At 56.8% G+C, this 21501-nt stretch carries 19 protein-coding genes and 3 pseudogenes; 7 read left to right on the plus strand and 15 right to left on the minus strand.

What is annotated here, in order from left to right; translation table 11 throughout:
- Positions 1 to 362 precede the first annotated feature (362 nt).
- The 8 genes and pseudogenes from ACQZ5H_RS21215 to ACQZ5H_RS21250 form a co-directional block, all read right to left on the minus strand.
- Positions 363 to 848, minus strand: a complete 486-nt coding sequence (locus ACQZ5H_RS21215; RefSeq protein WP_203431624.1) for a transposase — start codon at positions 846 to 848, stop codon at positions 363 to 365.
- A gap of 1 nt (position 849) precedes the next feature.
- The gene (locus ACQZ5H_RS21220) at positions 850 to 1248 is read right to left on the minus strand and encodes a hypothetical protein (protein WP_165402641.1); all 399 of its coding nucleotides are present in this window, start codon (positions 1246 to 1248) and stop codon (positions 850 to 852) included.
- A 494-nt stretch (positions 1249 to 1742) separates the two neighbouring features.
- The gene (locus ACQZ5H_RS21225; RefSeq protein WP_148195155.1) at positions 1743 to 2513 is read right to left on the minus strand and encodes an alpha/beta fold hydrolase; all 771 of its coding nucleotides are present in this window, start codon (positions 2511 to 2513) and stop codon (positions 1743 to 1745) included.
- A 236-nt stretch (positions 2514 to 2749) separates the two neighbouring features.
- Positions 2750 to 3823 carry a lipocalin-like domain-containing protein gene (locus ACQZ5H_RS21230; protein WP_449098978.1) on the minus strand — a complete coding sequence of 358 codons (1074 nt, stop codon included), beginning with the start codon at positions 3821 to 3823 and terminating at the stop codon, positions 2750 to 2752.
- Positions 3813 to 6213 (minus strand): annotated as a pseudogene (locus tag ACQZ5H_RS21235) (ABC transporter permease). Before ACQZ5H_RS21235 ends, ACQZ5H_RS21230 begins: the two are co-directional and overlap by 11 nt.
- A complete protein-coding gene (locus ACQZ5H_RS21240) occupies positions 6210 to 6869 on the minus strand; it encodes an ABC transporter ATP-binding protein (protein WP_112716129.1) in 660 nt (219 codons plus the stop codon). Before ACQZ5H_RS21240 ends, ACQZ5H_RS21235 begins: the two are co-directional and overlap by 4 nt.
- Before the next feature lie 742 nt (positions 6870 to 7611).
- The gene (locus ACQZ5H_RS21245; RefSeq protein WP_449098979.1) at positions 7612 to 7824 is read right to left on the minus strand and encodes a DUF2945 domain-containing protein; all 213 of its coding nucleotides are present in this window, start codon (positions 7822 to 7824) and stop codon (positions 7612 to 7614) included.
- Between the two features lie 46 nt (positions 7825 to 7870).
- A complete protein-coding gene (locus tag ACQZ5H_RS21250; protein ID WP_449098980.1) occupies positions 7871 to 8182 on the minus strand; it encodes a hypothetical protein in 312 nt (103 codons plus the stop codon).
- 97 nt (positions 8183 to 8279) lie between these two features.
- Here ACQZ5H_RS21250 and ACQZ5H_RS21255 point away from each other — a divergent pair.
- Positions 8280 to 8423: pseudogene (locus ACQZ5H_RS21255) on the plus strand (non-homologous end-joining DNA ligase); the annotation flags it as partial.
- A gap of 261 nt (positions 8424 to 8684) precedes the next feature.
- Here ACQZ5H_RS21255 and ACQZ5H_RS21260 read toward each other — a convergent pair.
- A complete protein-coding gene (locus ACQZ5H_RS21260; RefSeq protein WP_449098981.1) occupies positions 8685 to 9161 on the minus strand; it encodes a hypothetical protein in 477 nt (158 codons plus the stop codon).
- Between the two features lie 156 nt (positions 9162 to 9317).
- On the opposite strand from ACQZ5H_RS21260, the gene ku (ACQZ5H_RS21265) reads away from it, so the two are divergent.
- The 6 genes and pseudogenes from ku (ACQZ5H_RS21265) to ACQZ5H_RS21290 all read left to right on the plus strand — a co-directional run bounded on the left by ku (ACQZ5H_RS21265) (position 9318) and on the right by ACQZ5H_RS21290 (position 17407).
- Positions 9318 to 10199 carry a non-homologous end joining protein Ku gene (gene ku, locus ACQZ5H_RS21265; RefSeq protein ID WP_203431558.1) on the plus strand — a complete coding sequence of 294 codons (882 nt, stop codon included), beginning with the start codon at positions 9318 to 9320 and terminating at the stop codon, positions 10197 to 10199.
- Between the two features lie 2 nt (positions 10200 to 10201).
- Complete coding sequence (gene ku / locus ACQZ5H_RS21270; RefSeq protein WP_130279506.1) at positions 10202 to 11023, plus strand: non-homologous end joining protein Ku; 822 nt, start codon at positions 10202 to 10204, stop codon at positions 11021 to 11023.
- A gap of 1323 nt (positions 11024 to 12346) precedes the next feature.
- Positions 12347 to 13025 (plus strand): annotated as a pseudogene (locus ACQZ5H_RS21275) (SDR family NAD(P)-dependent oxidoreductase).
- Positions 13026 to 13601: 576 nt separating this feature from the next.
- Positions 13602 to 14507, plus strand: a complete 906-nt coding sequence (locus tag ACQZ5H_RS21280; protein ID WP_203431560.1) for a helix-turn-helix transcriptional regulator — start codon at positions 13602 to 13604, stop codon at positions 14505 to 14507.
- 86 nt (positions 14508 to 14593) lie between these two features.
- Positions 14594 to 15307 carry a YbhB/YbcL family Raf kinase inhibitor-like protein gene (locus ACQZ5H_RS21285; protein ID WP_130279508.1) on the plus strand — a complete coding sequence of 238 codons (714 nt, stop codon included), beginning with the start codon at positions 14594 to 14596 and terminating at the stop codon, positions 15305 to 15307.
- An 840-nt stretch (positions 15308 to 16147) separates the two neighbouring features.
- Positions 16148 to 17407: an epoxide hydrolase family protein gene (locus ACQZ5H_RS21290; RefSeq protein ID WP_449098982.1), complete on the plus strand. Its 1260-nt coding sequence runs from the start codon at positions 16148 to 16150 to the stop codon at positions 17405 to 17407.
- Here the strand turns inward: ACQZ5H_RS21290 and ACQZ5H_RS21295 are convergent.
- From ACQZ5H_RS21295 to ACQZ5H_RS21320, 6 genes are all read right to left on the minus strand, one after another.
- Positions 17391 to 17630 carry a hypothetical protein gene (locus ACQZ5H_RS21295; protein WP_449098983.1) on the minus strand — a complete coding sequence of 80 codons (240 nt, stop codon included), beginning with the start codon at positions 17628 to 17630 and terminating at the stop codon, positions 17391 to 17393. The genes ACQZ5H_RS21290 and ACQZ5H_RS21295 overlap by 17 nt on opposite strands.
- 523 nt (positions 17631 to 18153) lie before the next feature.
- Complete coding sequence (locus ACQZ5H_RS21300; protein WP_203431561.1) at positions 18154 to 18534, minus strand: response regulator; 381 nt, start codon at positions 18532 to 18534, stop codon at positions 18154 to 18156.
- A 269-nt stretch (positions 18535 to 18803) separates the two neighbouring features.
- On the minus strand, positions 18804 to 19406 hold the full coding sequence (locus ACQZ5H_RS21305) for a hypothetical protein (protein WP_449098984.1): 603 nt from the start codon (positions 19404 to 19406) through the stop codon (positions 18804 to 18806).
- On the minus strand, positions 19378 to 19881 hold the full coding sequence (locus tag ACQZ5H_RS21310; RefSeq protein WP_449098985.1) for a hypothetical protein: 504 nt from the start codon (positions 19879 to 19881) through the stop codon (positions 19378 to 19380). The genes ACQZ5H_RS21305 and ACQZ5H_RS21310 overlap by 29 nt, the downstream gene beginning before the upstream one ends.
- 219 nt (positions 19882 to 20100) lie before the next feature.
- Complete coding sequence (locus ACQZ5H_RS21315) at positions 20101 to 20781, minus strand: ChrR family anti-sigma-E factor (RefSeq protein WP_130279511.1); 681 nt, start codon at positions 20779 to 20781, stop codon at positions 20101 to 20103.
- Positions 20757 to 21323: an RNA polymerase sigma factor gene (locus ACQZ5H_RS21320; protein WP_165402643.1), complete on the minus strand. Its 567-nt coding sequence runs from the start codon at positions 21321 to 21323 to the stop codon at positions 20757 to 20759. Before ACQZ5H_RS21320 ends, ACQZ5H_RS21315 begins: the two co-directional genes overlap by 25 nt.
- Positions 21324 to 21501 lie beyond the last annotated feature (178 nt).

Consider the following 21501-nt stretch of genomic DNA (forward strand, 5'->3'; position numbering starts at 1 on the left):
GCTATCAATCCCATCTGCAATCTCCCACGCATCCTTCAGATCCGGGGAGTGTGACATTCCAACTTTGCAGAAACAGGACATTCTAACTTTGTGGCTACAAGGATGTATCGCATAATCTATCTTATGGAACTTTATGTACGGCTCAAGGACGCGCTACACTTATAGGATATAAGCCCTAGCTCAAAAACGGCACCTGTCGACCTCTTCGAACCGAACCAGCGCTTCTTTCTTGCAGGCGGCTCCCAAAAACTCCTGAAGACATCAGGAGACCGACATGACGATCCCGCACCCTTACAGATACCCCGCCGCTGTCGATTTGCGCTGAGAGTTGGCTCTGACGCACTTTTGCTGATGTGCAGCCCCTACGACGCGCCTATCAACCGCGCCTGCAGCAGATCGAGTTTTGCTCTTCCGTACATCTGGCGCTTGATGAGCATCAAGCGTGTGATCTGACCTTCTGTTTGGCCGTTCGACCAAGGTGAGATAATTGCATTTCTGACGGCATCGAGGTCCTTTCCAATGCCCGCGGCAAACGATCCGACCAAGCTGCTCCTGGCAGCTTCCAGCCATTCGTCCAGCTTACGCGCAGTCTTCGAGCGGATCATGGACTGGAAGTCCCCGATGACCGTGCGGGCAACCACAAGGTCCGGGACGTTCACTTCGATCGCCGCGACGAGGATCGCTTCGGACTTTGCAAGGTCATCGCGCGCGGTGGTCATGAGCCGAGCGATGACACGTGCCGATGGCGTTCTGGCGAGCCCGCTCTGATTAGCCTTTTCCGCAAGACGACGGCGTTGAGCCCATTTCGATACGACGCCACTCTGTCCCGTAAAGCCCTTCGTCTTCAGTTCACGCCAGAGTGCCGAAGCGCGTTACGTGCCCCTTCTTCTCAGCGGTTGTGAGCCAAGGCAGCCAGCGATCCAGAGAGCTGGGCCGTGTTCGGAATACGTCGAGACGCTGCCCCCTTGAAACGCGAAAGAGCTTTCGGCTATGGGCGGTTTGCCGCACAATCTGCCGAATTGATGTTCCATTCTTCGACAGCTCACGAACCGCCTCGTTCGTTTCCTGGCGGCGTAGATACCCTTCATACTGCAGCTTTTCAGCGTATGTGAGAAGCTTGGGAGCAACAACATTGCTGCCGACCGCCTGCCTGATCTGTCGCATCGTCTTGCTGACTGTATCGAGGAAGGCTCGACTGGAATTTTCCATTAGATGCCAGCGATCAGCAACCTGCTCAGCATTGGGCAATGCGTTCGCTATGGCCTCGGCAACGGTATGCGCAACCCATTATTGAAACTAGCGTTAAATTCGAGCGGCCGTCCAAGCCTTGCCGTGCCAGGATCGCGTATCCTTCTGGTATCTCGTCCCTCCTGGGCTATCACCGGCGTTTTCCCCGTCCGGTCCAGAACCTCGATCGCCATTGCAATCCGTGGATCATCCAGCGGCCGCAGCTCGGCGGAATCCGCCCAATAAAGGTGGATCGATCATTCGCCTGTCTCGAAGGTGCCAGGCACCGTGACAGGAGCAAGCGCATCCTTGAGCGCGCTGTCGTCACCGTAACGTCCATTACGACGGACGGATTTCCGAAGTAGGGAGGCGCGACGGGTGACGCCCTGCCCCGACCACCCGCGCTATAGTGTTTCCCCAAGTCGTGCGCCGAACCCAAAAGCCCGGGCCGCCGGCCTCCGTTGAAGAAACCCTGTTGAGCTGAAAGCGGCTGCCTGAGCAGCCGCCAATAACAATCACTTACCAGCGGCTGCGTCTTCGATGACTTTCGCTACCTTCTCAGGGTGGGAGACCATTACGACATGGGACGCGCCCTTCACCACGACCGTCTCTTTGGAGTGAGCTCGTTCTGCCATCCAGCCCAGCGCCTCAGGTGGGATGTTCTTGTCCGCGTCACCATATACAAACCAGGAGGGGACCGTCTGCCAGCTTGCGACAGTCGAAGCCTCGCCGAGTGCCTTGTCGGCGATCGGTCGCTGGGTAGCAGCCATCAGTTTACCTTCACTTGCCGAGACATCAGCGGCAAACTGGTCGTGAAACTTATCCTGCTGGATGTAGAGATCTTTCGATCCATCATCCAGGGAAACGGGCTCTGCGAGTGTCGGTGCCAGCGTGCTACCGGGGAACTTCCCCGAAAGAGCGAGTGCTGTTTCGCCAACGTCAGGCGCAAATGCGGCGACGAAGACCAATGACTTCACGTTTGAGCTGCCCTTGGCTGCCTCGTTGATGACCGACCCACCGTATGAGTGGCCTACGAGAACCACGTTGGTCTTAAGGCCTGCCAGTACCTTGCGGACGTAATCGCCGTCGCCCTTCACGCTTCTCAACGGATTGGCGACTGCAACAACGGGATACCCGTCCTTCTCCAACCGAGTGATCACTCCATTCCAGCTAGAGGCGTCAGCAAACGCTCCGTGGACTAGCACCACCGTGGGCTTATCTGCAGCATGGGCACCAAACGCCAAGCCAACGGTCAATGCTGCTGCGGTGAAAACTTCTTTGAACATGGTCACTCTCCTATTTGATTGTGCACAATCTATTTACGCGCAATCGTTTGTTTTGCAAGTGTCGCATACGGCGATCACTCGGATTTGAACAGCTCGCGACTATCTGGCGCGCCCCGGGCATCGAGAACCCGACCTACTGCAACCGTTTCCCAAAACACAACGTACCCTCAGGGGGCATCCGCCGGTCTATCGCCATTATTGGCTCGACACTGGCCGTTACGGACCTCGCTGACCGCCTACTCGTACCCTGTCATCTCGAGATAACCTACGCCTGTGGTATAGCCTTCAAAAAAGATAGGGCCTTCCCAGTACGGCGTGGACGTAGCCATCCAAGATTGATCGTTCACCGGCTGAGTTTGAACATCAAGCGATTTCGACGGGACCTCAATCCGCCAGGACACCGGGACCTGCTTCCCATCGACCGTCGCGGTCCGCAGTGGGGTGAGACGAACTTGGTCTCCGGTCAGCGGCAATGTGCGCCCATCAGGAGAGATCCAGTTTGCCGAGATAAACCCGTTCTTGTCATCGCGGAGACGAAAAGCCATCAGCTTCTCGCCGCTCGCCAAGTGCAGCGAGAACCAATCCCACCCCGTCTGGTTCGAAGCCAGCGGTTGCGAGGACCACTCCCTGTCAAGCCACGCATTGCCACTCACTGTGATAGGCTTCCCCGACACCTCTATTGTTCCGGAGACTTCATAGAACGGCTGAGAATAGTAGTAGCTCGCCTGGCCGCTTGCCGACTTCACCGAGAACCCGTTGTCGCCCTGGAGCACAAGCGGACCGTTTGCCTTGAGGTTCAAAGCGTAATTAAAGTCTGGCCCAGCGGCTTTTAGTGAGAGGTTTGCCAAAGGATCGGAGCTGGAATTGTCGACGGCGGACATTGTCCATTCGTCTATCCAGGCGCGGAAGGGCGCAGCCTTGACCCCCGCTTGGCCCACGCCGCCACGGCCGAGCCGCTCCGCGACGTATTGGTGGTCGGGCGTCGTGACAGCGGCAAGTCCGATCCATATCTGAGGGTCAGCGAAGCCAGCCTTGCTTTCCGGGGCGAGTGCTGATCGGAAAAGTGTCCACTGCGCTCCGTATCGCTTGCCGTCCTGCCCCTTGAGATTGGCAGTGACGTACCACCATTCGATGCGATACTCCGGATGCGCCCCATGATCTCTCGGAAAAGATAGTTCATGGCCGCGCTCTGGAATAGCGAAGCCCTGGGCGTCCGATCCTAATCCAGCGAACCCTTGCCCTAGCGTTTCTCCCGCTGAACCCATCATGGCGGCGACCACCAAAATCAAAGCAGCTGCTCTACCGCTCATTGGCAAAAATCCTAAGCAGATCGGCCGGATTTATCGTCGCAAGGCGACGGACAGGAAGAAACACCGAAGCGAGCGCCGCAAGAAAGGCGATTGCACCAAGCAACAGCCAGTCCAGGGGGAATACGTACATCGGCAACCGCCATCCAAAGGCTTCAACATTCACAATTGCCAGCAACACCCACGCTAATACAAGACCGACGGGTATTGCCGCGATAAACGTAGCTAGCCACAGCGCCAACGTTCGGGCGACCTCATATAAAGCTGGATTACGCCGACGCACCCCATCGCCCAGACGGGCGCAAGTTGGGGAAGCCGGATTGCGGAAAGGGTCAGGAGACTGGAGAACATGGCGAAACCGGCTACGGCCAAGGTGAGGAAGTTTAGCGCATCAGTAACCTTGAATGTCTGGTCGAAAATCGCTCGCGATTGCCTCTTCAACGCGGCTTGATCTACGACAGCAGTCTCCGGGAGGCCGAAGTCCTCGATCAATTGTCGCTTCAGATCACCCGATTTATTAGGAGAAACACGCACGCCATATCGGAGCTTGGCGACCTGCGGGTAAGGAGCAGTCAAAGCGTCAATCCCGATGATGACCTGCCCGTTTGGGTTTCCATAGTCAGAGAAGACTCCGACGACTTTTGCATTCCAGCCGCCGGGCATGGCTAGTGCGTCACCTAATTTCGCCGCACCGCCCCGCCACATCTGCTCGTTGACGAGGGCACCCTCACCTTTTGCGATCGTGTCCCAGACGCCAACCTGTGATGCGATCAGCGGCCAATGCTCGTGGTAGGTCGGGTCGTCCGCGACCCCAAAGACCTGAATCTGCTCCCCTGCAACATCGCCCTCAGTGCTCCAGATTGGCAGGACGGAGGTCGAGTGCGAGGGAAGCCAAGCCCGCAACCTCGCCGCTTCGTCTTCATCCTTGGCGGTGACGTAAAGCTCGGCGGCGAGACGTTGATCGAGCCACCCGGTAAACGTCAGCCGGAAACTGGAAACCATGGTGCCAACGCCGATGTTAGCCGACAGCGCCAGCAAAAGTGCCATCAAAGCCAGCGACAACCCGGGAAGTTGAATACGCGTGTCAGCCCAGAACCATTCGGTCATGGCGCTGCGTGACAAACGCTGCATGCCGATCAATACGGCTGCTAAAACTGACGGAAGCATGAGTGCTGCGCCCAGCAACAGGCACCCTGACACCGCGAAACCAGCCACCAGGCCCGATGCGGTCAGCGCTAAAGCGCCAGCAAGTGACAGAAGTATCCCCCCAACCCCTGCTTGGATCATCAGTCCTCGCGCAGACGCCCGTGCCCAAGCTCGCGGTTGCGCCGCGGCGAGAATTGGGAGCTTCCAGACCCTGTAGAGGCTTTGAGCGGAAGAAATCGCCGCCCCAGCAAGCGCTATACCCAGTCCAGCAAGCCACCACTCCGGGCGGATCGAGAGCGACCCGGAGACATTGGCCCCGTAAAGTCCTCGAAGGGTGGCCGCGACACCCGGCATGAGAATCGACGCAATCACGTAGCCCAGTATGACCCCGATCACGCCAGATGCCAGAGCGAGCATCGAAAGCTCAACAACGAGCATCGCTGTCAGTTGACGGAGAGAGATCCCAAGGGATCTCGAAATGTGCCGCGTCGTTGCTCGAACGTAAGACCTGTTGCCGAGTAGACGATGAAAAGACCGACGACAAAGGACAAGAAACCAAAAGCGGTTAGGTTCAGATGGAAACTATCAGTCAATCGCGCGACATCCGGTTGCTCCGCCGGTCTGCGGACAACGAGCGCGGGTGAGAACTGGCCAAGGGAACTGGCAGCTAGACTTTGCTCCGGGGCAACAACGAGACGATCGATCCGACCGCGCTTGTCCAAGAGTCGATCTGCGACAGCGATGTCCACGAAGGCTGCGCCCTCCGGCACGTTCGCGTCAATCCGGACTTTCATATCCGTATTGCCACGGAGCTGTTCAGCTGTGGTGCTGGACACCAAAAGCTGCCCGCGCGGATCGAAGAAGCTCGTGAGCTCGCTTCCGCTCTCAATGGCGACCGTTTGGCTATCTCGGGGCATGGTCAAAGGGTCTATGCCGATTAACCGGATGCGGGCTGTCTCAAGGCGCACTATCCCTTCAATAACCGGCGAGACTTTGAGACCTGAGCGCCGAATCTTCCCATAGATCTCCGTGGAGATGCCGGTGCCGTCGTTAGCCACGATTTGCGCTAGCGCTCCCTGCTCTAAGACCGAAGCCGCCCGAGCATAACTTGCCCTTGCCTCGGTATTGATCGCTTGCACACCGGACCACAGTGCCGTTGCGAGCGCGATACCCATCACCAGCGTCAGGAGCTGCAAGGGTTTCCGACGCCAGTGGGACAGGAGGGCGCTGAAAGCTTGAACGCTCATTCGGCAATCTTCCCGCCTCGAAGGAGTACGGTACGATCCAGTCGAGCCGCTAAACGGGTCGAATGCGTGACAAGCAGCAGCGCCGATCCAGCGCTTCCCGCCAGATCAAGCATCAAATCAAGTACGGCGTCACCGGTTTGTTCGTCCAGATTGCCGGTCGGTTCATCGGCAAGGATAAGCCGAGGCTTGGCAGCGAGGGTTCGGCCTATCGCAACGCGCTGTTGTTGTCCTCCAGATAACTGTTCCGGGTATCGGGTAGTGTACTGCTCCAATCCCAGGGCCTCGATCAGCTTCCTTTCCCAGACGCTGTCGTGTCGCTTCGCCAGTTTCGCGTGGAAGGATATATTTGCAGCGACCGTCAAGGACGGAATGAGATTGAACTGCTGAAATACAAGGCCGACCTTGGTTCTTCGATATCGGGCCCGCTGGTCCTCGGAGAATGTGCTCAGATCGTCGCCGTCCATGACAACAGAGCCACTGTCTGCCCGATCGAGACCGCCTGCCAGATGAAGGAGCGTACTTTTGCCGCTTCCAGACTCTCCTGTAAGAGCGACGCTCTCACGGGCCGATACACTAAGGTTGATCCCTTTCAGGATCTCGATTGGCCCTTCAGTGGATGGGTATGATTTGCGAACGGCGTCAAGGGTGAGGATCATTGTTCGCTCTGGCCACTTTCGAGGAGAAGTCGATTTGACTGACCTATGCAGAAAGCGGCCTTTCCACAAGGCCGCAGCCGGTTGATTTCAAAGCGCTCGTCCTGTGGCGGTCCGAGGGCTCTGGTCTGGACGACCTGCAGCGAGGCTCACGCAGGAGGCGGCCATGCGCATGTCGCGGTACTCTCAAACATTTGCGAGCTCACAGGGTTCCACGGCCGGTGGTTCGATGCGCGTCCATAACCGGCCACTTGAAAGCAATGACTCGAATGCGCACATGAACAGAAAGAGAACTTCAATTGGGAGCCTTCTCATGTCAAACGGTGGGTCCATTTCGAAAACTGCTATCGACAACCTGGGGGCTATCGCGAGATTTCGCCGTCAGTACCGGTCAAATAGAGGTTGGCTCGTTGGCAACAAGCGGATCCCGTCAGGCGCCATCGCTGCACTCGAGCAGAAATCTCTCCTGAGGGAGGTTGCGTTCAACGGCGAACCGACTCTCATTTTGACTGAAGACGGGAAGCGGGTCCTTGCAGAACAATCGCGCCGATAGCGGAGTACGCGTTCGAGCAACTGACGATGGTGGGCTCGCGCATACACCCCAAACTTTCCATCGGCTTGAGCAATAGACCTACCCTGCACTGACCGATCCGAACCAGGCGCCGTCGTCACACTCTACTTCAAGCCTGAGATTGCGCTGCTAGATCGCGCTGCGATAGGAAACGGTAAGCTCGCCCCACTCGAATTAAGATTTCTTCTTGAGCGCGCTCGGTTTATGAGCTGCTTTTGCTCCGGTCTTCGAACTCTCGACGATGACCTGCGGGTCTGATCGGGACGCTTTTATCTGGTGACCTTTGATTTTTGTAGGGCTGGTCTGCTTCTTGACGACGGTCCCAGTCGTCTCACCCTGGCTGGTTTTCCAGACGACATGGTCGCCCTTCTTCAGGTCCTTGTTCATGACCTACTCCATTCAACGACGCGTTCGAATCTTCAGCGCTTCGACATTACTTGGCGGTGACACGCAGCGCCCCTAGATCGCCAAACGTCCGATGGAGCGTCGTGATCTTATCATCAGCTACGTCCGCTGAGACTTCGATCTCGCCACTAAGTGTAGCGTCTTCTCGTCCATCTTCATTTGCGGACGAAGCATCACCACCACTGGCCTCAACACCCGAGGAATTCTGACGACCGGCGGCTTGAACAAACACATCTGTCCGCTCGATACCGATCTTTTGCACCAGATGCTCGACCGCGAGGTCCGCTGCTTCGCGCGTTTCAAAGGTTGCGGTCACGGTTTTGTTTTTGCTTCCTGACATTTTCGTCCTCCTTCGATAGGAATAGAAGTATCATCTGAGAACTAAGTTCCCGCACGCCAAGCTTTCAGCAACCGCTAGGTGCTCGCGATAAAGCAGGATGAGCAAGCCGCCGAAATCAAAGCCGCTCCTTAAAGACGACGATGCGCCGATCAGATCACGGCCGCGCCGCAAACGTATTCCAGACCAGCCCGCCCTTCCGACTCGGTTCCAGAGAGTTGAACCTGCGCTGGCGCTGCTCAAACAGCGGGCCGCCTTCCAGTTTGAAGCTTGGGGAGCGTTCAAGGGAGCGATCAAATGCAAAGGTAGTGTGCGAACTTCTTGACCGACCACGTAATGGCCAAATCTGCGAGATCGATAGGCATAGTTATCCCTCCACCGCGATTGCGGCGCTGTAATTTGCGATCGTGTTAATGAATTACCGGGGTTCACGGCGACTATCGTTTCCAGTCCAATAAACCTGTCGTCCAGATCCAGGTGATGAAGCGCTATAAGAAGAGCGAGGCTAAGCCCGCGACGGGCTCGTCTCACGGAATACCATCAGCGCTTCCGCAACGGTTAGGCTTGAATGCTCATCCAGAGCCGCGAGCAATCGGATGCGATCCGACAATGCGGCTTCGTGCCGTGCGTAGCGCAAAAGATCCTTGGCGTTTTTCAACCGGACGTACGGGACAGCATCGCTTTCGATCAGCTCATATGCATGCCCTGCCTCGCGCACCCAGGGCGGTGGAGCGTCATCGCGAAGGCCATCAATTGCGAAGCTGACGTCGGCACGTTTGACGACGAAGTCTGGTTCGGTCAGAGGCAAAGATTGGCACGACCAGGCCGCGACGTCATCGTCGACGTCACGCAGGCAGCCAATATCGCGGGGGAGTTGATCCCGAAACAACACCGGGCCGACGCATCGTACGGTGCTCAATGGATAGTAAATTTGAATGGGATTATGCCGCGCAACAGTGCGCGAGGAAGAGATGCTCATCATGCGCCCGGCCAAGCAGGCCAATTATCGGACCGACTTGTTCCAATCCGATCTTTTCCCGACTTGCGACGTTATAAAGAAAAGGAGCGCAGATGGCCACACTGCGGTCGGAACAACTAGACCGATAGAACGATTTAGCTGGATCAACAGGAGAACGACATGACTGCGCATCGTGCTCAATGGAAAGGCCATCTCAAAGTTGGCGAGCTGACTTGCGCAGTAGGACTATACACGGCAGCGTCGACCTCGGAACGTATAAGTTTCCACATGCTCAATGGAAAGACGGGCAACCGCTTGAAGCGCGAGCTCATTGACAGCGAAACCGAAGAAGTCGTCGAACGTGACCAGCAGGTCAAAGGTTTCGAGACCGGGAACGGTGAGTACATTATGATCGACCCGGAGGAAGTTGCGGCAGTGATGCCGGAATCGGACAAGATGCTCGAAGCCGAGGCCTTCATTCCGTGCGGCGACGTCGATGATGTGTACTTCGACAGACCGTACTTCCTCGTCCCGGCGGATGAGGAAGCAAACGATGCTTTCACCAGCATTCGAGACGCACTAAGTAAGACCAATTCCACTGCGATCGCGAGGACGGTCTTGTTCCGACGCATGCGAACCGTGTTAATTCGGCCGCACGGAAGCGGGTTGATCGCCACTACCCTGAATTTTGACTATGAAGTCCGACCTTCTGAAGAAGCGTTTAAGGACGTTGCGAAGGTGAAGGTCGAAGGGGAGATGCTCGACTTGGCCAAACACATTATCGGAACCAAAATTGGCGATTTCGATCCCGGCAAGACTGACGACCGATATGAGACTGCGCTAGCCGCGCTCGTAAAGGCCAAGGCCGAGGGCAAATCGCTCCCGAAGCCTAAGCCGGTAAAGGTTTCGAAGCCCAACGATCTCCTGAAGGCCTTAAGAGAGAGCGCCGGCATGGGCAGCGGTTCCTCAGGGAAGCCGAAAGCAGCCAACGCAAATTCTGGCAAGAAGAAATCTTCAACCACTTCTTCTAAGTCCAAAACCACACATAGGAAGGCAAGCTGACAATGGCTCCGCGTCGTCCGTATTGGAGAGGCTACCTGAAACTGTCGCTCGTTACTTGCCCTGTCGCAATGGTGCCCGCGACGTCAGAAAGCGAGAAGGTTCGCTTCCATACCCTCAATGAAAGAACCGGCAATCGTGTTGTCTCCCAGTACATTGATAGCGTGACGGGCAAACCGGTCAAGGACGAAGACGAGGCCAAAGGATACGAGCGCGGCGAAGACGACTACGTCATTCTCACCGACGAGGACCTGGAATCCGTCGAGCTAGAGACCGTGCGCACCATCGATATCGAGAAATTCGTTTCGCGTGACAAGATCGAATGGATTTATCTCGATACCCCCTACTATCTCACCGCGAACGACAAGATCGGGGACGAAGCCTTTGCCGTTATTAGAGAAGCAATGAAAGCTCAGAATGTTGTCGGTGTCTCCCGTGTGGTTCTCGGCCGCCGCGAGCGCGCCGTTATACTGGAGGCACGTGGCGAGGGTATCGTTGTCTGGACGCTGCGGTATGGCGATGAAGTTCGGCCTGAGAACGAATATTTCACCGGTATCGACAAGAAATCGGACGCAGAGGGTGTCAACGCGCTCGAAAAGGTCATCAAGAAGCGTACCAAGAATTGGTCGCCAGAGATGGTGTCCGACCCAATCCAGGAAAGCTTGTTGAAGCTCATCGCCGAGAAGAAGAAGGCTAAGAAGCCATCGAAGAAAACAGCGGAAAAGAGCCGGGATGATGACAAAACAAAGTCCGACAACGTCGTCAACATAATGGATGCTCTGAAAAAGTCAGTCCAGAAGGAATTGAAGTCTCGCAAGGCTGGCTGACAAAGCCGTGGAGACCGCTCTCCGCAATCTGTTTCGAGCGCCGGGCAGCGTACGGTCCCCCAGTCAGGCGAGGTCCACCTTGGCCATTCACGGTATCGAAGCTACCGCACGCAGTCCCGTTTTTGCTCATCGTTTGTAGACCCGCTCACATCGGCGCACCTTGTTTTCTTCTCGTCCTCAGGCGTCGCATCCGGAGCTTTCTGGGCACCAGCGGCCGAGCCGAAACCGCTCGGGTTGGTGATGTCACCCTCAACAGACGATGAAGAGGAACTTGGGCCAGGAGTGGGACCAGCTTGGTCCGGGAGGCTTTCCGCCCCGGCCACACTGGCTGTCATAAGTGAAAGCGCTATCACCGCTGTGACTAAATTCAGCATTGTTTCAACTCCATCCTAGAGAGGGAAAACTTGGCCAGACCTTGGAGGTTCCCGAGGGCATTGGAAGCCAACGTTAGCGACGGAATGGTAAGCTGTTACGGGGAGCCCATTCACCGACGACACCTGCTCTGCCGTGTGAGTAATAGCAACGTTTTGCGCTTCGCGGTTACCCAGCGAATTCTACAAGTGGAAGCCATTGGGTGGCTGTGTCATTAACAATCATGCTGCCATCGTCGCCGATTCAACGCTTTCTGCGCCAGCGCGAGACCGAGCGCCTGACCGTTTCGCGCACCGTGCGCAAGGCCACCTTTCTCGTACATCAACGCTGAGCCGCTCGCCGTGCGCTTAATGAAGTGCGGAAGACGTAGGCGCGTTTGCTTTAGTGGAAACTAAGCCTACAAAATGTGTGAGAAGGTGTTCGGTGATTTCTGAACCGCTGGCACCTTGGTTGTAGAGCATAATGGCTCGATCACACAGAACGTTTGCTACCTCTTCTTCGAAAGGTACCGAGTAGAAGCTAAACCACTCGACAATCGCCTGAAGAAGCGGAGCTTCTGCATTCTCATTAACACTTTGCACAAGCCACCCCAATCGGTTTTCCTAAGGAACAGGTAGAGATCGCGGTCGGACAGGTTGGGTGCTCGCCTGGCGTTTCGTTGCCCGCAGCGAGAAACCGGAAAAACCGCTGCGTTCACCATCCCCGTCGCGTCCGGTTGACACAGCCGCGATCTCAGAAGATGAATGACCAGGCAGCGAAGACGTTCCGCTTTCATTTTATTTCGTACGAAAGCGCACGGTCTTCGAGGACATCTGGCCACAATACGTTCGACCTGCCGGTCGACCAATCTCACTCAGCGTCATTGAAGGATTTGCGGCGCTCCGTCTCCGGTCCCGCATGACACGGGTGACGGCGAGGGTCACCAGCATTGATATCCTTCGTCCTTCAACAATGGAGGCCACGAGTGGGTTGCTTGTAAACAAGGTAGCTATTGTCACGGGTGCATCGTCAGGTATCGGCCGCGCGGCCGCATTGCTGTTCAGCGCCGAGGGTGCGGCGGTTGTGCTTAATCGGAGAAAAACAGCAGCGCTCGGCCATGTGTTCGACAGCATTCGTGCTCTAGCAGGGACAGCTGATGCAGTTCCTGGCGACGTCGGCCTGCCGGAGACAACATGACAGGCTGGTAGCACTGGCGCATCAGTCCTTCGGACGGTTAGCCATCGCCTTCAACAACGCGGTTTTCATCGGCCCCCGAAAGCCGCTGGCCGAGGTCGACTTGACGGAATGGCACAATACCGTCTCGACAACGCTGACGTATGCTTTCCTTTGCTAGCCGTATCTAAATTCCGGCGATGCATCAGACTGGAGGCGGCAGCATCATCTTTAAATCGAGCGTTGTTGGCACGAGCGTCGGGCTCCCCGGTGCCACTGCCAAGGCGGCCTGATGGGTCTGGTGAAGGGTATCACGGCGGATTACTGCTGCCAGGGCGTTGGGGCGGCCCGGCTGCACGCGATCAAACGGATCTCACAACCCGAGGAAATCGCAAATGCCGCCCTCTTCCTTGCCATGTCGAGCTTTGTTATGGGTTCACCGCTTTACGCGAATGGTGGGAATTCCGCAGTCAAATGACAGTGGCCGCCGAAGGATAGCCGTACCGGCGGCGTTCCTCTACATCAGACGGCCCTGGCTAATCAGGGCCTTCCTGCATAAGCAGTGCGAATTCCTCGGCAATAGGGCTACATCCGACATCACCGAACGATCTTCAGCTCCATCCAGTCCGCTGTCATCCGTTCACACTGAATTCAAGTCGCGCCGAGAAGCCGAGATATCGATGCCGCAAAGGCACAGGTCGATGTCGTGCCAATCTTTGCCAGCCGGCAAAGTTACAAACGGATTTTTGTCTCGCCATACGAGGCCATCCCGACAAGCATAGCCAACTCGCGGGGCGTCTCGTAGATTGTTGCTCCATCCACAACCGAGTTACACCCATCAGACTTCTAGAAAGACTGTACGATATGTCGGCTGACGGTTCGTGTCACGGCGGCTAAATTTCCAAGGGGCGGATGGGATGCCAACCACCAATAGGCTTCGATAATATCGGCGCGAACCTAAAATTCGTTCCGCCACAACCCACCGAACCGCTCTGAACCACCCTTTTTTCGCCCTTCGCCCGGGTGTAAATCTCTTCGGGAAGAAGGAGATGCGATGAGTGATGCAGTAGTGATTGTGCCAAGCAAGACAGCTGACGTGGGCAGGCTGCTCAAGCTTGCCAGGCAAGACACACGCATAGCCGTTGAGGGAGAAAGCCATCCTCCAGTGATCTCCGCTTTCGTCACTCGTGTACGCGAGACGCTAAACCGTCTCGTAATGCCTACGGCGGGGCTCGTCGTGCTCCTGGAAGGTACTAAGGACATTGTCTCGGGTACCGAGCACCGAATTTATCGAAGCGGCGACGCCTTCATTCTCAATGCCAACGAGCATGTCGATGTGGTCAATGAACCAGATCATAAATCCGGCTTTTATCGAGCCCTCTTCGTGCGCTTTGATCGCGCTCTGATCAAAGAGGCCGCACGCTTGTGGCCACAGTTCGTGAACCAGGAGCTACGATTACGGGAGCCTCTGCTGACAGACGACCTTTGCTCCGCACTTCTCCACGCGGCCGAAGCCCTGTCTTATCAAACGCGAGTTTCCCGCAGGGTCGCAGAGCACCGCTTGCTTGAGGTGCTGCTGATACTGGCTGAGCAGGGCGCGATTTCGCTGACGCCGAAATATGTGGATGGTTCAGTGGTGGAGGCTGTGCGTCTCCTCGTTCGCCACCGCCTGCACTTCCCGTGGACCACGGCAGCAGTCTCTTCGGAATTCTCGATGTCTGAGGCCACCCTTCGCCGCCGCCTCAGCGCGGAGGGCCATTCGCTTGAGCACCTTTTGCTAGATGAGCGTATGAAAGCTGCCTTCACCATCTTGAACGACCGTGACGCATCCGTTGCCGAGGCGCTAGCGGCGACTGGCTATCAATCTCGTTCGCACTTTTCGAAGCACTTTCAGCAGCGCTTTGGTGCGACACCGTCAGAGGTACGGTTACACAGGTCACAAACGCGGCTGCCTGACTGAATCCGGCCCAAAGCTGATCGGTTCGGGTCCAGATTTTCGCAGGCGCATCGGTATCCTCACCAATAGAAACAGTGAGGATAACCACTATGCACCACTACCTGCGAACAATGAGCGCTGCCTTCATTGCAGCGTTTGCCACAACGGCGGCTGGATCATCCGACATTATCGGCCTCAAGGTCACGATTCCTGGTCTTGGCAAGGCTGGACGTTTGCCCGACAAGGCCGCCTTTTGCGCGCCGTCTACTGTCTCTGGAAACAACATCAGCCCACCAGTTACCTGGTCCGCAGGACCGGGCGGCACGCGCTCCTACGTCCTACTGATGACGGACCCCGATGTGCCGAAGGACTTCAGCCAAATCAACAAGTCCGGCGTCGTGATCCACCGCAATGATCCCCGTGTGTCGGTTTTTCATTGGGTTCTCGTAGACATTCCCGCCGATCTGCGGTCGCTTGCAGAAGGGATTGAAAGCGCGGGCCTGGTTCCGCACGGCAAACCAGTTGGCGAAACAGCGCACGGACGCAGGGGCGCTAACGTCTATTCCAGCTTTCTCGCGTCAGACGCCGAAATGGCTGGGACGTACGGTGGTTATGATGGCCCTTGCCCGCCAGTGAATGATGAGCGCCCACATCGGTACGTACTGCAAGTGTTCGCACTGGACGTACCTTCTCTCGGCCTCGGTGGTGTGTTCGACGGCGAGACAGTCACGAAGGCCATGAGGGGGCATATACTTTCTACGGGCATTGCTACTGCCACTTACTCGCTCAACCCGAGCATCACCCGGCAACAACATGGCCAGTAACAAGACGATATCGAGGAACCTGGGATGATTAAGAACGACGCTGCAGCATCAACTCTGTTTTCTCGTGACGCCGAAGGGTGCGACAGCCTGCGCCGACGGTTGATCCCCTGTTTCGATAAGTTCTACGGGACCGCCCTGGAGTTAACCAAGAATGGCAGACCTGTGCCAAGTTGACGGTGTTCGACATAGGGGCCGGGGCCGGCCTCCTCTCTGCAAAGGTCCTACAAGTCGTTCCAGGTTCAAAAGATTTGCAGTGCTCGGCGGATCATCGGCCATGCCAGAGCAAGCTCGCATTCGTCTCGGGACAAGCGTGGATCTGGAGTTCCGACATGCGGAGATGGCGGACGCAGTGCTTGGGCATGCTCGCCCCTTACTAGCCTTTGGTGCGGAGGTGACATTGACCTCAACCTGCAACATCACGGGCATTCCCGTTGGCCGCAATTTCCAACGCTCGGCTTACGTCGAGATCGGTCTGGCTCGGACCTGTTGCGCGTTCGCAGGTGGAGACAGCACGGCGAGCAACAGGATCGTCCCGGCGCATTTGGCCTGTTTGACGACGGAACTCGCGCCTAATCCAGGCCTTCGTCCATGGAGTGGACTTCAACGGCCTCAAATCTTTGAGACCTTGTACCAAATCGTATCTCAGAGCCGTGACCAACGTTCCCGATACAAGTTCGCATTTTTCAGAAACAAGCCAGATACGCCGGTTCCCTACACCCCCTCCGCCAAGTGTCGTCACCACGACATAACCCAAGGAGAGGCATCATGACTGCTATCAGAACATTGTCCCGCCGAAACTCGACAACCGGCCGTGCTTTCGCATTTGCGCTGGGCTCGATCATGCTGCTGCCGGTGGTGGCCCTGCAGGATGCAAAGGCTGCCGAGCCAATCACTACGACGTCCGCCGACAAGACATCGGACGACAGTATTCGCCCTTTCAAGATCGATGTGCCACAGTCCCAGCTCGACGACATGCGCAAGCGTATCGCCGAGACCCGTTGGCCGGACAAGGAAACCGTCGGCGACATCTCCCAGGGCATCCAGCTCGCACGCGTTCAGGAACTGGTTCGGTACTGGGGCACCGATTATGATTGGCGGAAGGCTGAAAAGGAGCTGAACGACCTTCCGGAATTCATCACCACAATTGACGGCGTCGATATCCAGTTCATCCATGTTCGCTCGCGCCATCCGAACGCCCTTCCCCTGCTCCTGACGCACGGTTGGCCCGGCTCCCAATTCGAGTTTATCAAGGCCATCGGCCCGTTGACCGAGCCCACCGCGTTCGCCGGTCGGGCGGAAGATGCCTTCGATGTGGTGATTCCCTCGATCCCCGGCCACGGCTTCTCCGGAAAGCCAACGGAACTGGGCTGGGGTCCGGATCGTGTCGCCAGGGCCTGGGACGTCCTGATGAAGCGGCTCGGATACAAGAATTACGTCTCGCAGGGCGGCGACCATGGATCGGTTATTTCCGATGCTCTGGCACGCCAAGCCCCTGAAGGCCTTCGCGGCATTCACCTGAACATGCCCGCCACCGTTCCTGGCGAACTGATGAAGGGCATCAACGCAGGCGACCCCGCACCGGCCTCCCTCGCGCCCGACGAAAAGGAGGCTTACCAGTCCCTGAGCACTTTCTTTGGCAGGAACGCTGCATACGGCGCAATGATGGTCACCCGTCCGCAGACCATCGGATACTCGCTGTCTGACTCGCCGGCTGGTCTGGCGTCTTTCATCTATGAAAAATTCGCTCAGTGGAGCGATAGCGATGGGGTGCCGGAACGCGTGCTATCTCGCGACGACATGCTCAACGACATCACCCTCTATTGGCTCAACAACGTCGGCGCATCGTCGTCCCGCTTCTACTGGGAAAACAACAACAACAACTTCAGCTCCGAGACCCAGAAGACCAGGGACATCAAGGTGCCGGTTGCCATCACGGCCTTTCCCAAGGAAATTTACAAGGCACCGGAAAGTTGGAGCAAGCAGGCATACCCGACGCTGGTCTACTACAATCAGGCCGCCAAGGGTGGACATTTCGCCGCCTGGGAACAGCCGCAGCTGTTCGCCGAAGAACTACGGGCGGCATTCAAGTCGATGCGATAAAAGCGCGGGGCAGCTCCTCAGGCTGCCCCCTTTCGACGAGGCTTGGCGGGCAATCCAGGGACTGGTGAGCGGCTGTGCGATCATAGTCATCCTTGGTCGCCATCACCGACATACGCCGGCGCCGGCCACCTTCGGGCCGCTCGATAAGGACCTCCTGACGGTGCTTCGACATATCAATCGCTACCAGCACGGCGTTTGTGGGAGTAGAAAGATATTTGGTCATGGCTTGTCGCCTCCAAAGTGTTGCCTCGACAACTTCACTTTAGAGACCTGTTGACCGGCCATGACCACCGCCGGCGGCGCGCTCCGCTACACACGGCTACGCGCGCCGCCGGCTCTGTCAGAGCAAGATTCCCGATGTGCTACGGCACGGAATTCACCTCGAATGCGATCCTCGCCTGGTCGAAGGATCACAAAGTCGACTGGCATTACATCGTGCCGGGAAAGCCAATAGCAACGCATTCCATAAGCACCAGGTAATATTTAAGCAATTTCTGCGCGTTAGGCATTAGAACATTTTACGAATGCGTTTCAGGTCAGATAGGAATGGGTTCCCATTTTCCGTATTTTCATTGTGTTTTTTCAAAATGCTGCGGACATTTTGCATGACTTCCTACAGTCTTCTTTGCGCGGGAGGAGGTGTAATGCGTCGATTAAGGGTTTGTCCCGGCGGCCGTAACGGACAACTGTTCTACCGCAACGCGATCTGAACGTCGGCTTCCCGACAAGTAGGATCGGTGCCCTTGCTAGCCCACGAGCTTATGTACCGTGCCCACGGTCATGTCCCCGACCAAAGCCGCAATGACGTCCAGGCCGTATGGCTTAGGTATGAATACGGTGTCGCCGGGGAGTTCTTCAGATTGGAGCCGATGTCCGCCCGAAGCGACGATGACGGGTACGTTCATGTGGCTCGTCGAAATCATCCTTGCGAGATCGAGACCGCTCAGGCCGCCCGGCATGTCGACGTCCGTGATGACGGCGTCGATCTTCCGTTGTCCGAGGACGGCCACGGCTTCAAGGACGTTGGCAGCCTCGACCACATCGTAGCCCTCGTCGAGAAGGGTGTCGGCGAGCATCATCCGAATCAGGAATTCATCATCGACGATGAGAACCGTAGGTTGGTACATGGCAGTCTCCGCTCCGTGGTCACGAGAGGAACTCGCGTATCCACATTTAGATTGCCCCTCGAAGCGGAGTATTTGCCGACATGTTTAATAAAATGCGAACGGTTGGGGCGCCGTGAGCGAGGATTTCTGCTTCTTCAGAGTTGGCGGATTGCTGCTTGGCCTGAAGCCCGGGCGAGTCTGCTCACCTTGCAGCCGGTCGCGAACGTCAATCTGGCGGATGGCTGGTATCTCCGGTCTTTCGATGTGCGCGACCCGAATTAGAAATAAGCTCAACGTGGCTCGTGGATCGGACAGCGGTTGAACCCCTGCCGGAACTGGGCGGAATGTTCGTAAGGCGCCTTGCGCGCGCGATTGATGTTGCCGAGCGGCTGGTGGGCGGCCAAGCCCGTCCAGACGCTGAAGCGCATCCGCTCATCGACCTCATCGACTTTCTCGTCGCTCCAGCTATCCTGCGGCCCGGCGCTAACGATCGCGACCGTGACGAAGGGCGCATCCGTCTCGTCCCACTCGACGGTCGGGTCTTCGATCGGTTGATCTTCAATGTTGCGACAGAGCTGAACCTGAAATTCCCATTGCGCGCGAATATCTCGCATCTCCGCCTGGACCGTCTCGCGGATAGCATTTTCGCTCACGCTGGTATCGATCTCGCGGCCCATCAATTCCGTGAGGCCGACCGATACGGGCTTCAGCCGGAATTTAGCGACATAGTCGCCGTACCGAAACGGCGTAACGCTGAAATAGGTCTCGCCAAGCGGATCGACATTCGGAGCACCTCCGAGCGACTGCACGGCCGGGCTGGATATGCCGACCGCCTCAAGACCCTTATTGGCCGTCTGGAGAACGCTAGAGAGTACCTCCTTTGTCCCTTCCATCCGGTCTGTTATCTTGGCGAGCATCTTCAGATTGCCGAGGAATTTTTCCGCATTCGGCGCCTGGAAAACCGGACCGTTGACCATCACGAAGTCCTGGGTCGAGCCGGCCGGCCGCATCGGAAAGCCTCGGGCCTTCGACGCCGACGACTTTCATGGCGAGTCCGCGCGGAAGTGCAATCGCGTCGGGCAGAATGTCGCCGGCATTCGTCGACATCCGCATATAGACGTCGTAGTTGCCCGAACGCGAGAAAAGGCCCTGGGCGAGTTCGGCAGGTAGGTTGTCCCTGACAATCATCTTGGCTTTAAGGATTCCGTGTGCCTTTGCATGCACGGACCGGACGGCGTGGCCATAGTCCTCAGCAGTCCGTTTCAGAATGACGTCGAAGGCGTCATTAAGACCGGAGACCACTTCCTGCTCGTTAGGGTTGATCTGTTCGAGATCCGCTGAGTAGCGCACAGGGGTGGCTGTCGTCATCACTTTGCTCCTGGGGGAAATTGCGACTTATGTGACAGAACGCCAGCCGAGTGGTCTTCGTTCCGAACCACGTGATTGTCGCCTCCAAACGGCGAAACCTTCACGGGAGACCCGCTATTGCTGAAGACAAATTGGCCAACCTGGCAATCTGTCTTCGAAATGCAGCCGCGCCTTTCGAATTGCTCCCGCCCGAACTCCAACTGGTTCGATAGAGCTAGTCTAGATACCCAAGAGGGGCTGCAGCAAGCGCAGTAGCCTGCTCGAAAACTTCAGTGGTGCGTCGGTAACCGCCAGGCAAATGCAGTCTTGTCCATGCCCGGCTCGCGGAGTGTGCAACACATCGGGATCAGCCATTTCCACATCGCCACGTCTAAACGTCGCAAATTGGTCCGAGAAACTTCCAGCAAGCACAAGAGTGAGCTCGTCGCCACGATGCGTATGCTCCGGGACCGGCAGGCCTGCAGGGATACGAAGCAGACGCACGGTTGTACTTTTATCTTCGGTTGGGACGATCATCTGCGCGGCGCCGCCCGTTCCCAGCGTCTTCCATTTAAGCCCTCCAGCGCGATCGACATACGATCGAAGCGGTTGCGGTAGCAACCTGTCACCTGCCGGCCGGCGAAGTGTCACAACGTTGGGAAACTCTTCATTTTCGATACGGCTTTTTAGGCGTGACCAGCTCTCAGCAACCGCATCATCGTCCTCAATAGGCTCTTCATTGTCCAGAAAGTGTCCGCCTATCGCCTCATAGACCCCAACGCGGCCACGGCATGAGGGACAAAGCGCAAGGTGTGTCGCAACAGCAACACTCCAGCCTTCGGACAGCCTGCCGGCGGCATAGAGCATAAGCATCTCGTCTTCGAGATGATGTCGGATTATCGGCTCTGCTGTAGTGCCCATCTTAGTTTCTCGCATGCCATTCGAATTCTTGATTTCACTGTCCCTAGCGGGATACCTAGCAATGAAGAAATCGCGGAGTGCGGCATTTCCTCGAAATATGAAAGCCGCAGGACTTCAAGGTGCTCATCCTTTAGAGACCCAAGTGCTCTGGTCAACGCCTGCGCGTCCTGAGCATTAATAATCGCTCGATCGGCCGCAATCTCCTCTTGCGGGACGAAGGCAGGATCATTCTCGTCCAACTCAGGCATCCGGCGCCTAAGAGAGTCGATATAGAGGTTGCGAGCAATCCTAAAGACCCAAGTCGATACCTGACCCCGCGCGGGATCGTACTGTTCAGCTTTACGCCATACCGCAAGCATAACCTCCTGGGCGAGCTCGTCGGCAATCACGAAATCCTTGGCGAGCCGTCGCATATGCGATCGCAACCGAGGGTAAATATGCTTATAAAGCTCCTCAAATGCTGCAGGATCGCGCGTCTGCGCCACCGCCTCCAGCAGTCTTTTCAATCTCGTCTGATCGTTTTCAGGCTCCTGGCCTTCCATGCTCTGCTTCCTCACGTGCACGCGAGGCATACGCTTTAATGCCGTTCCTGCAAACATCGTTGTTTCTCACCGGCGCTTCCCACTTGCATGTACGTGCCCAGTCACGCCTGGATCAAAATTTTGTTCGCTGTAACTATGGTTGCTGCTTTTTGTGACCGATGATCGAGTTTGTCCGGCA

This window comes from Rhizobium sp. 21-4511-3d (assembly GCF_053522545.1).

What these genes read in the sequence shown, in the direction of transcription:
- ACQZ5H_RS21225 (WP_148195155.1), bottom strand. Translation starts at nt 2,513, where the DNA reads ATGTTCAAAGAAGTTTTCACCGCAGCAGCATTGACCGTTGGCTTGGCG.
- ACQZ5H_RS21230 (WP_449098978.1), bottom strand. Translation starts at nt 3,823, where the DNA reads ATGAGCGGTAGAGCAGCTGCTTTGATTTTGGTGGTCGCCGCCATGATG.
- ACQZ5H_RS21240 (WP_112716129.1), bottom strand. Translation starts at nt 6,869, where the DNA reads ATGATCCTCACCCTTGACGCCGTTCGCAAATCATACCCATCCACTGAA.
- ACQZ5H_RS21245 (WP_449098979.1), bottom strand. Translation starts at nt 7,824, where the DNA reads ATGAACAAGGACCTGAAGAAGGGCGACCATGTCGTCTGGAAAACCAGC.
- ACQZ5H_RS21250 (WP_449098980.1), bottom strand. Translation starts at nt 8,182, where the DNA reads ATGTCAGGAAGCAAAAACAAAACCGTGACCGCAACCTTTGAAACGCGC.
- ACQZ5H_RS21260 (WP_449098981.1), bottom strand. Translation starts at nt 9,161, where the DNA reads ATGATGAGCATCTCTTCCTCGCGCACTGTTGCGCGGCATAATCCCATT.
- ku (WP_203431558.1), top strand. Translation starts at nt 9,318, where the DNA reads ATGACTGCGCATCGTGCTCAATGGAAAGGCCATCTCAAAGTTGGCGAG.
- ku (WP_130279506.1), top strand. Translation starts at nt 10,202, where the DNA reads ATGGCTCCGCGTCGTCCGTATTGGAGAGGCTACCTGAAACTGTCGCTC.
- ACQZ5H_RS21280 (WP_203431560.1), top strand. Translation starts at nt 13,602, where the DNA reads ATGAGTGATGCAGTAGTGATTGTGCCAAGCAAGACAGCTGACGTGGGC.
- ACQZ5H_RS21285 (WP_130279508.1), top strand. Translation starts at nt 14,594, where the DNA reads ATGCACCACTACCTGCGAACAATGAGCGCTGCCTTCATTGCAGCGTTT.
- ACQZ5H_RS21290 (WP_449098982.1), top strand. Translation starts at nt 16,148, where the DNA reads ATGCTGCTGCCGGTGGTGGCCCTGCAGGATGCAAAGGCTGCCGAGCCA.
- ACQZ5H_RS21295 (WP_449098983.1), bottom strand. Translation starts at nt 17,630, where the DNA reads ATGACCAAATATCTTTCTACTCCCACAAACGCCGTGCTGGTAGCGATT.
- ACQZ5H_RS21300 (WP_203431561.1), bottom strand. Translation starts at nt 18,534, where the DNA reads ATGTACCAACCTACGGTTCTCATCGTCGATGATGAATTCCTGATTCGG.
- ACQZ5H_RS21305 (WP_449098984.1), bottom strand. Translation starts at nt 19,406, where the DNA reads ATGGAAGGGACAAAGGAGGTACTCTCTAGCGTTCTCCAGACGGCCAAT.
- ACQZ5H_RS21310 (WP_449098985.1), bottom strand. Translation starts at nt 19,881, where the DNA reads ATGACGACAGCCACCCCTGTGCGCTACTCAGCGGATCTCGAACAGATC.
- ACQZ5H_RS21315 (WP_130279511.1), bottom strand. Translation starts at nt 20,781, where the DNA reads ATGGGCACTACAGCAGAGCCGATAATCCGACATCATCTCGAAGACGAG.
- ACQZ5H_RS21320 (WP_165402643.1), bottom strand. Translation starts at nt 21,323, where the DNA reads ATGGAAGGCCAGGAGCCTGAAAACGATCAGACGAGATTGAAAAGACTG.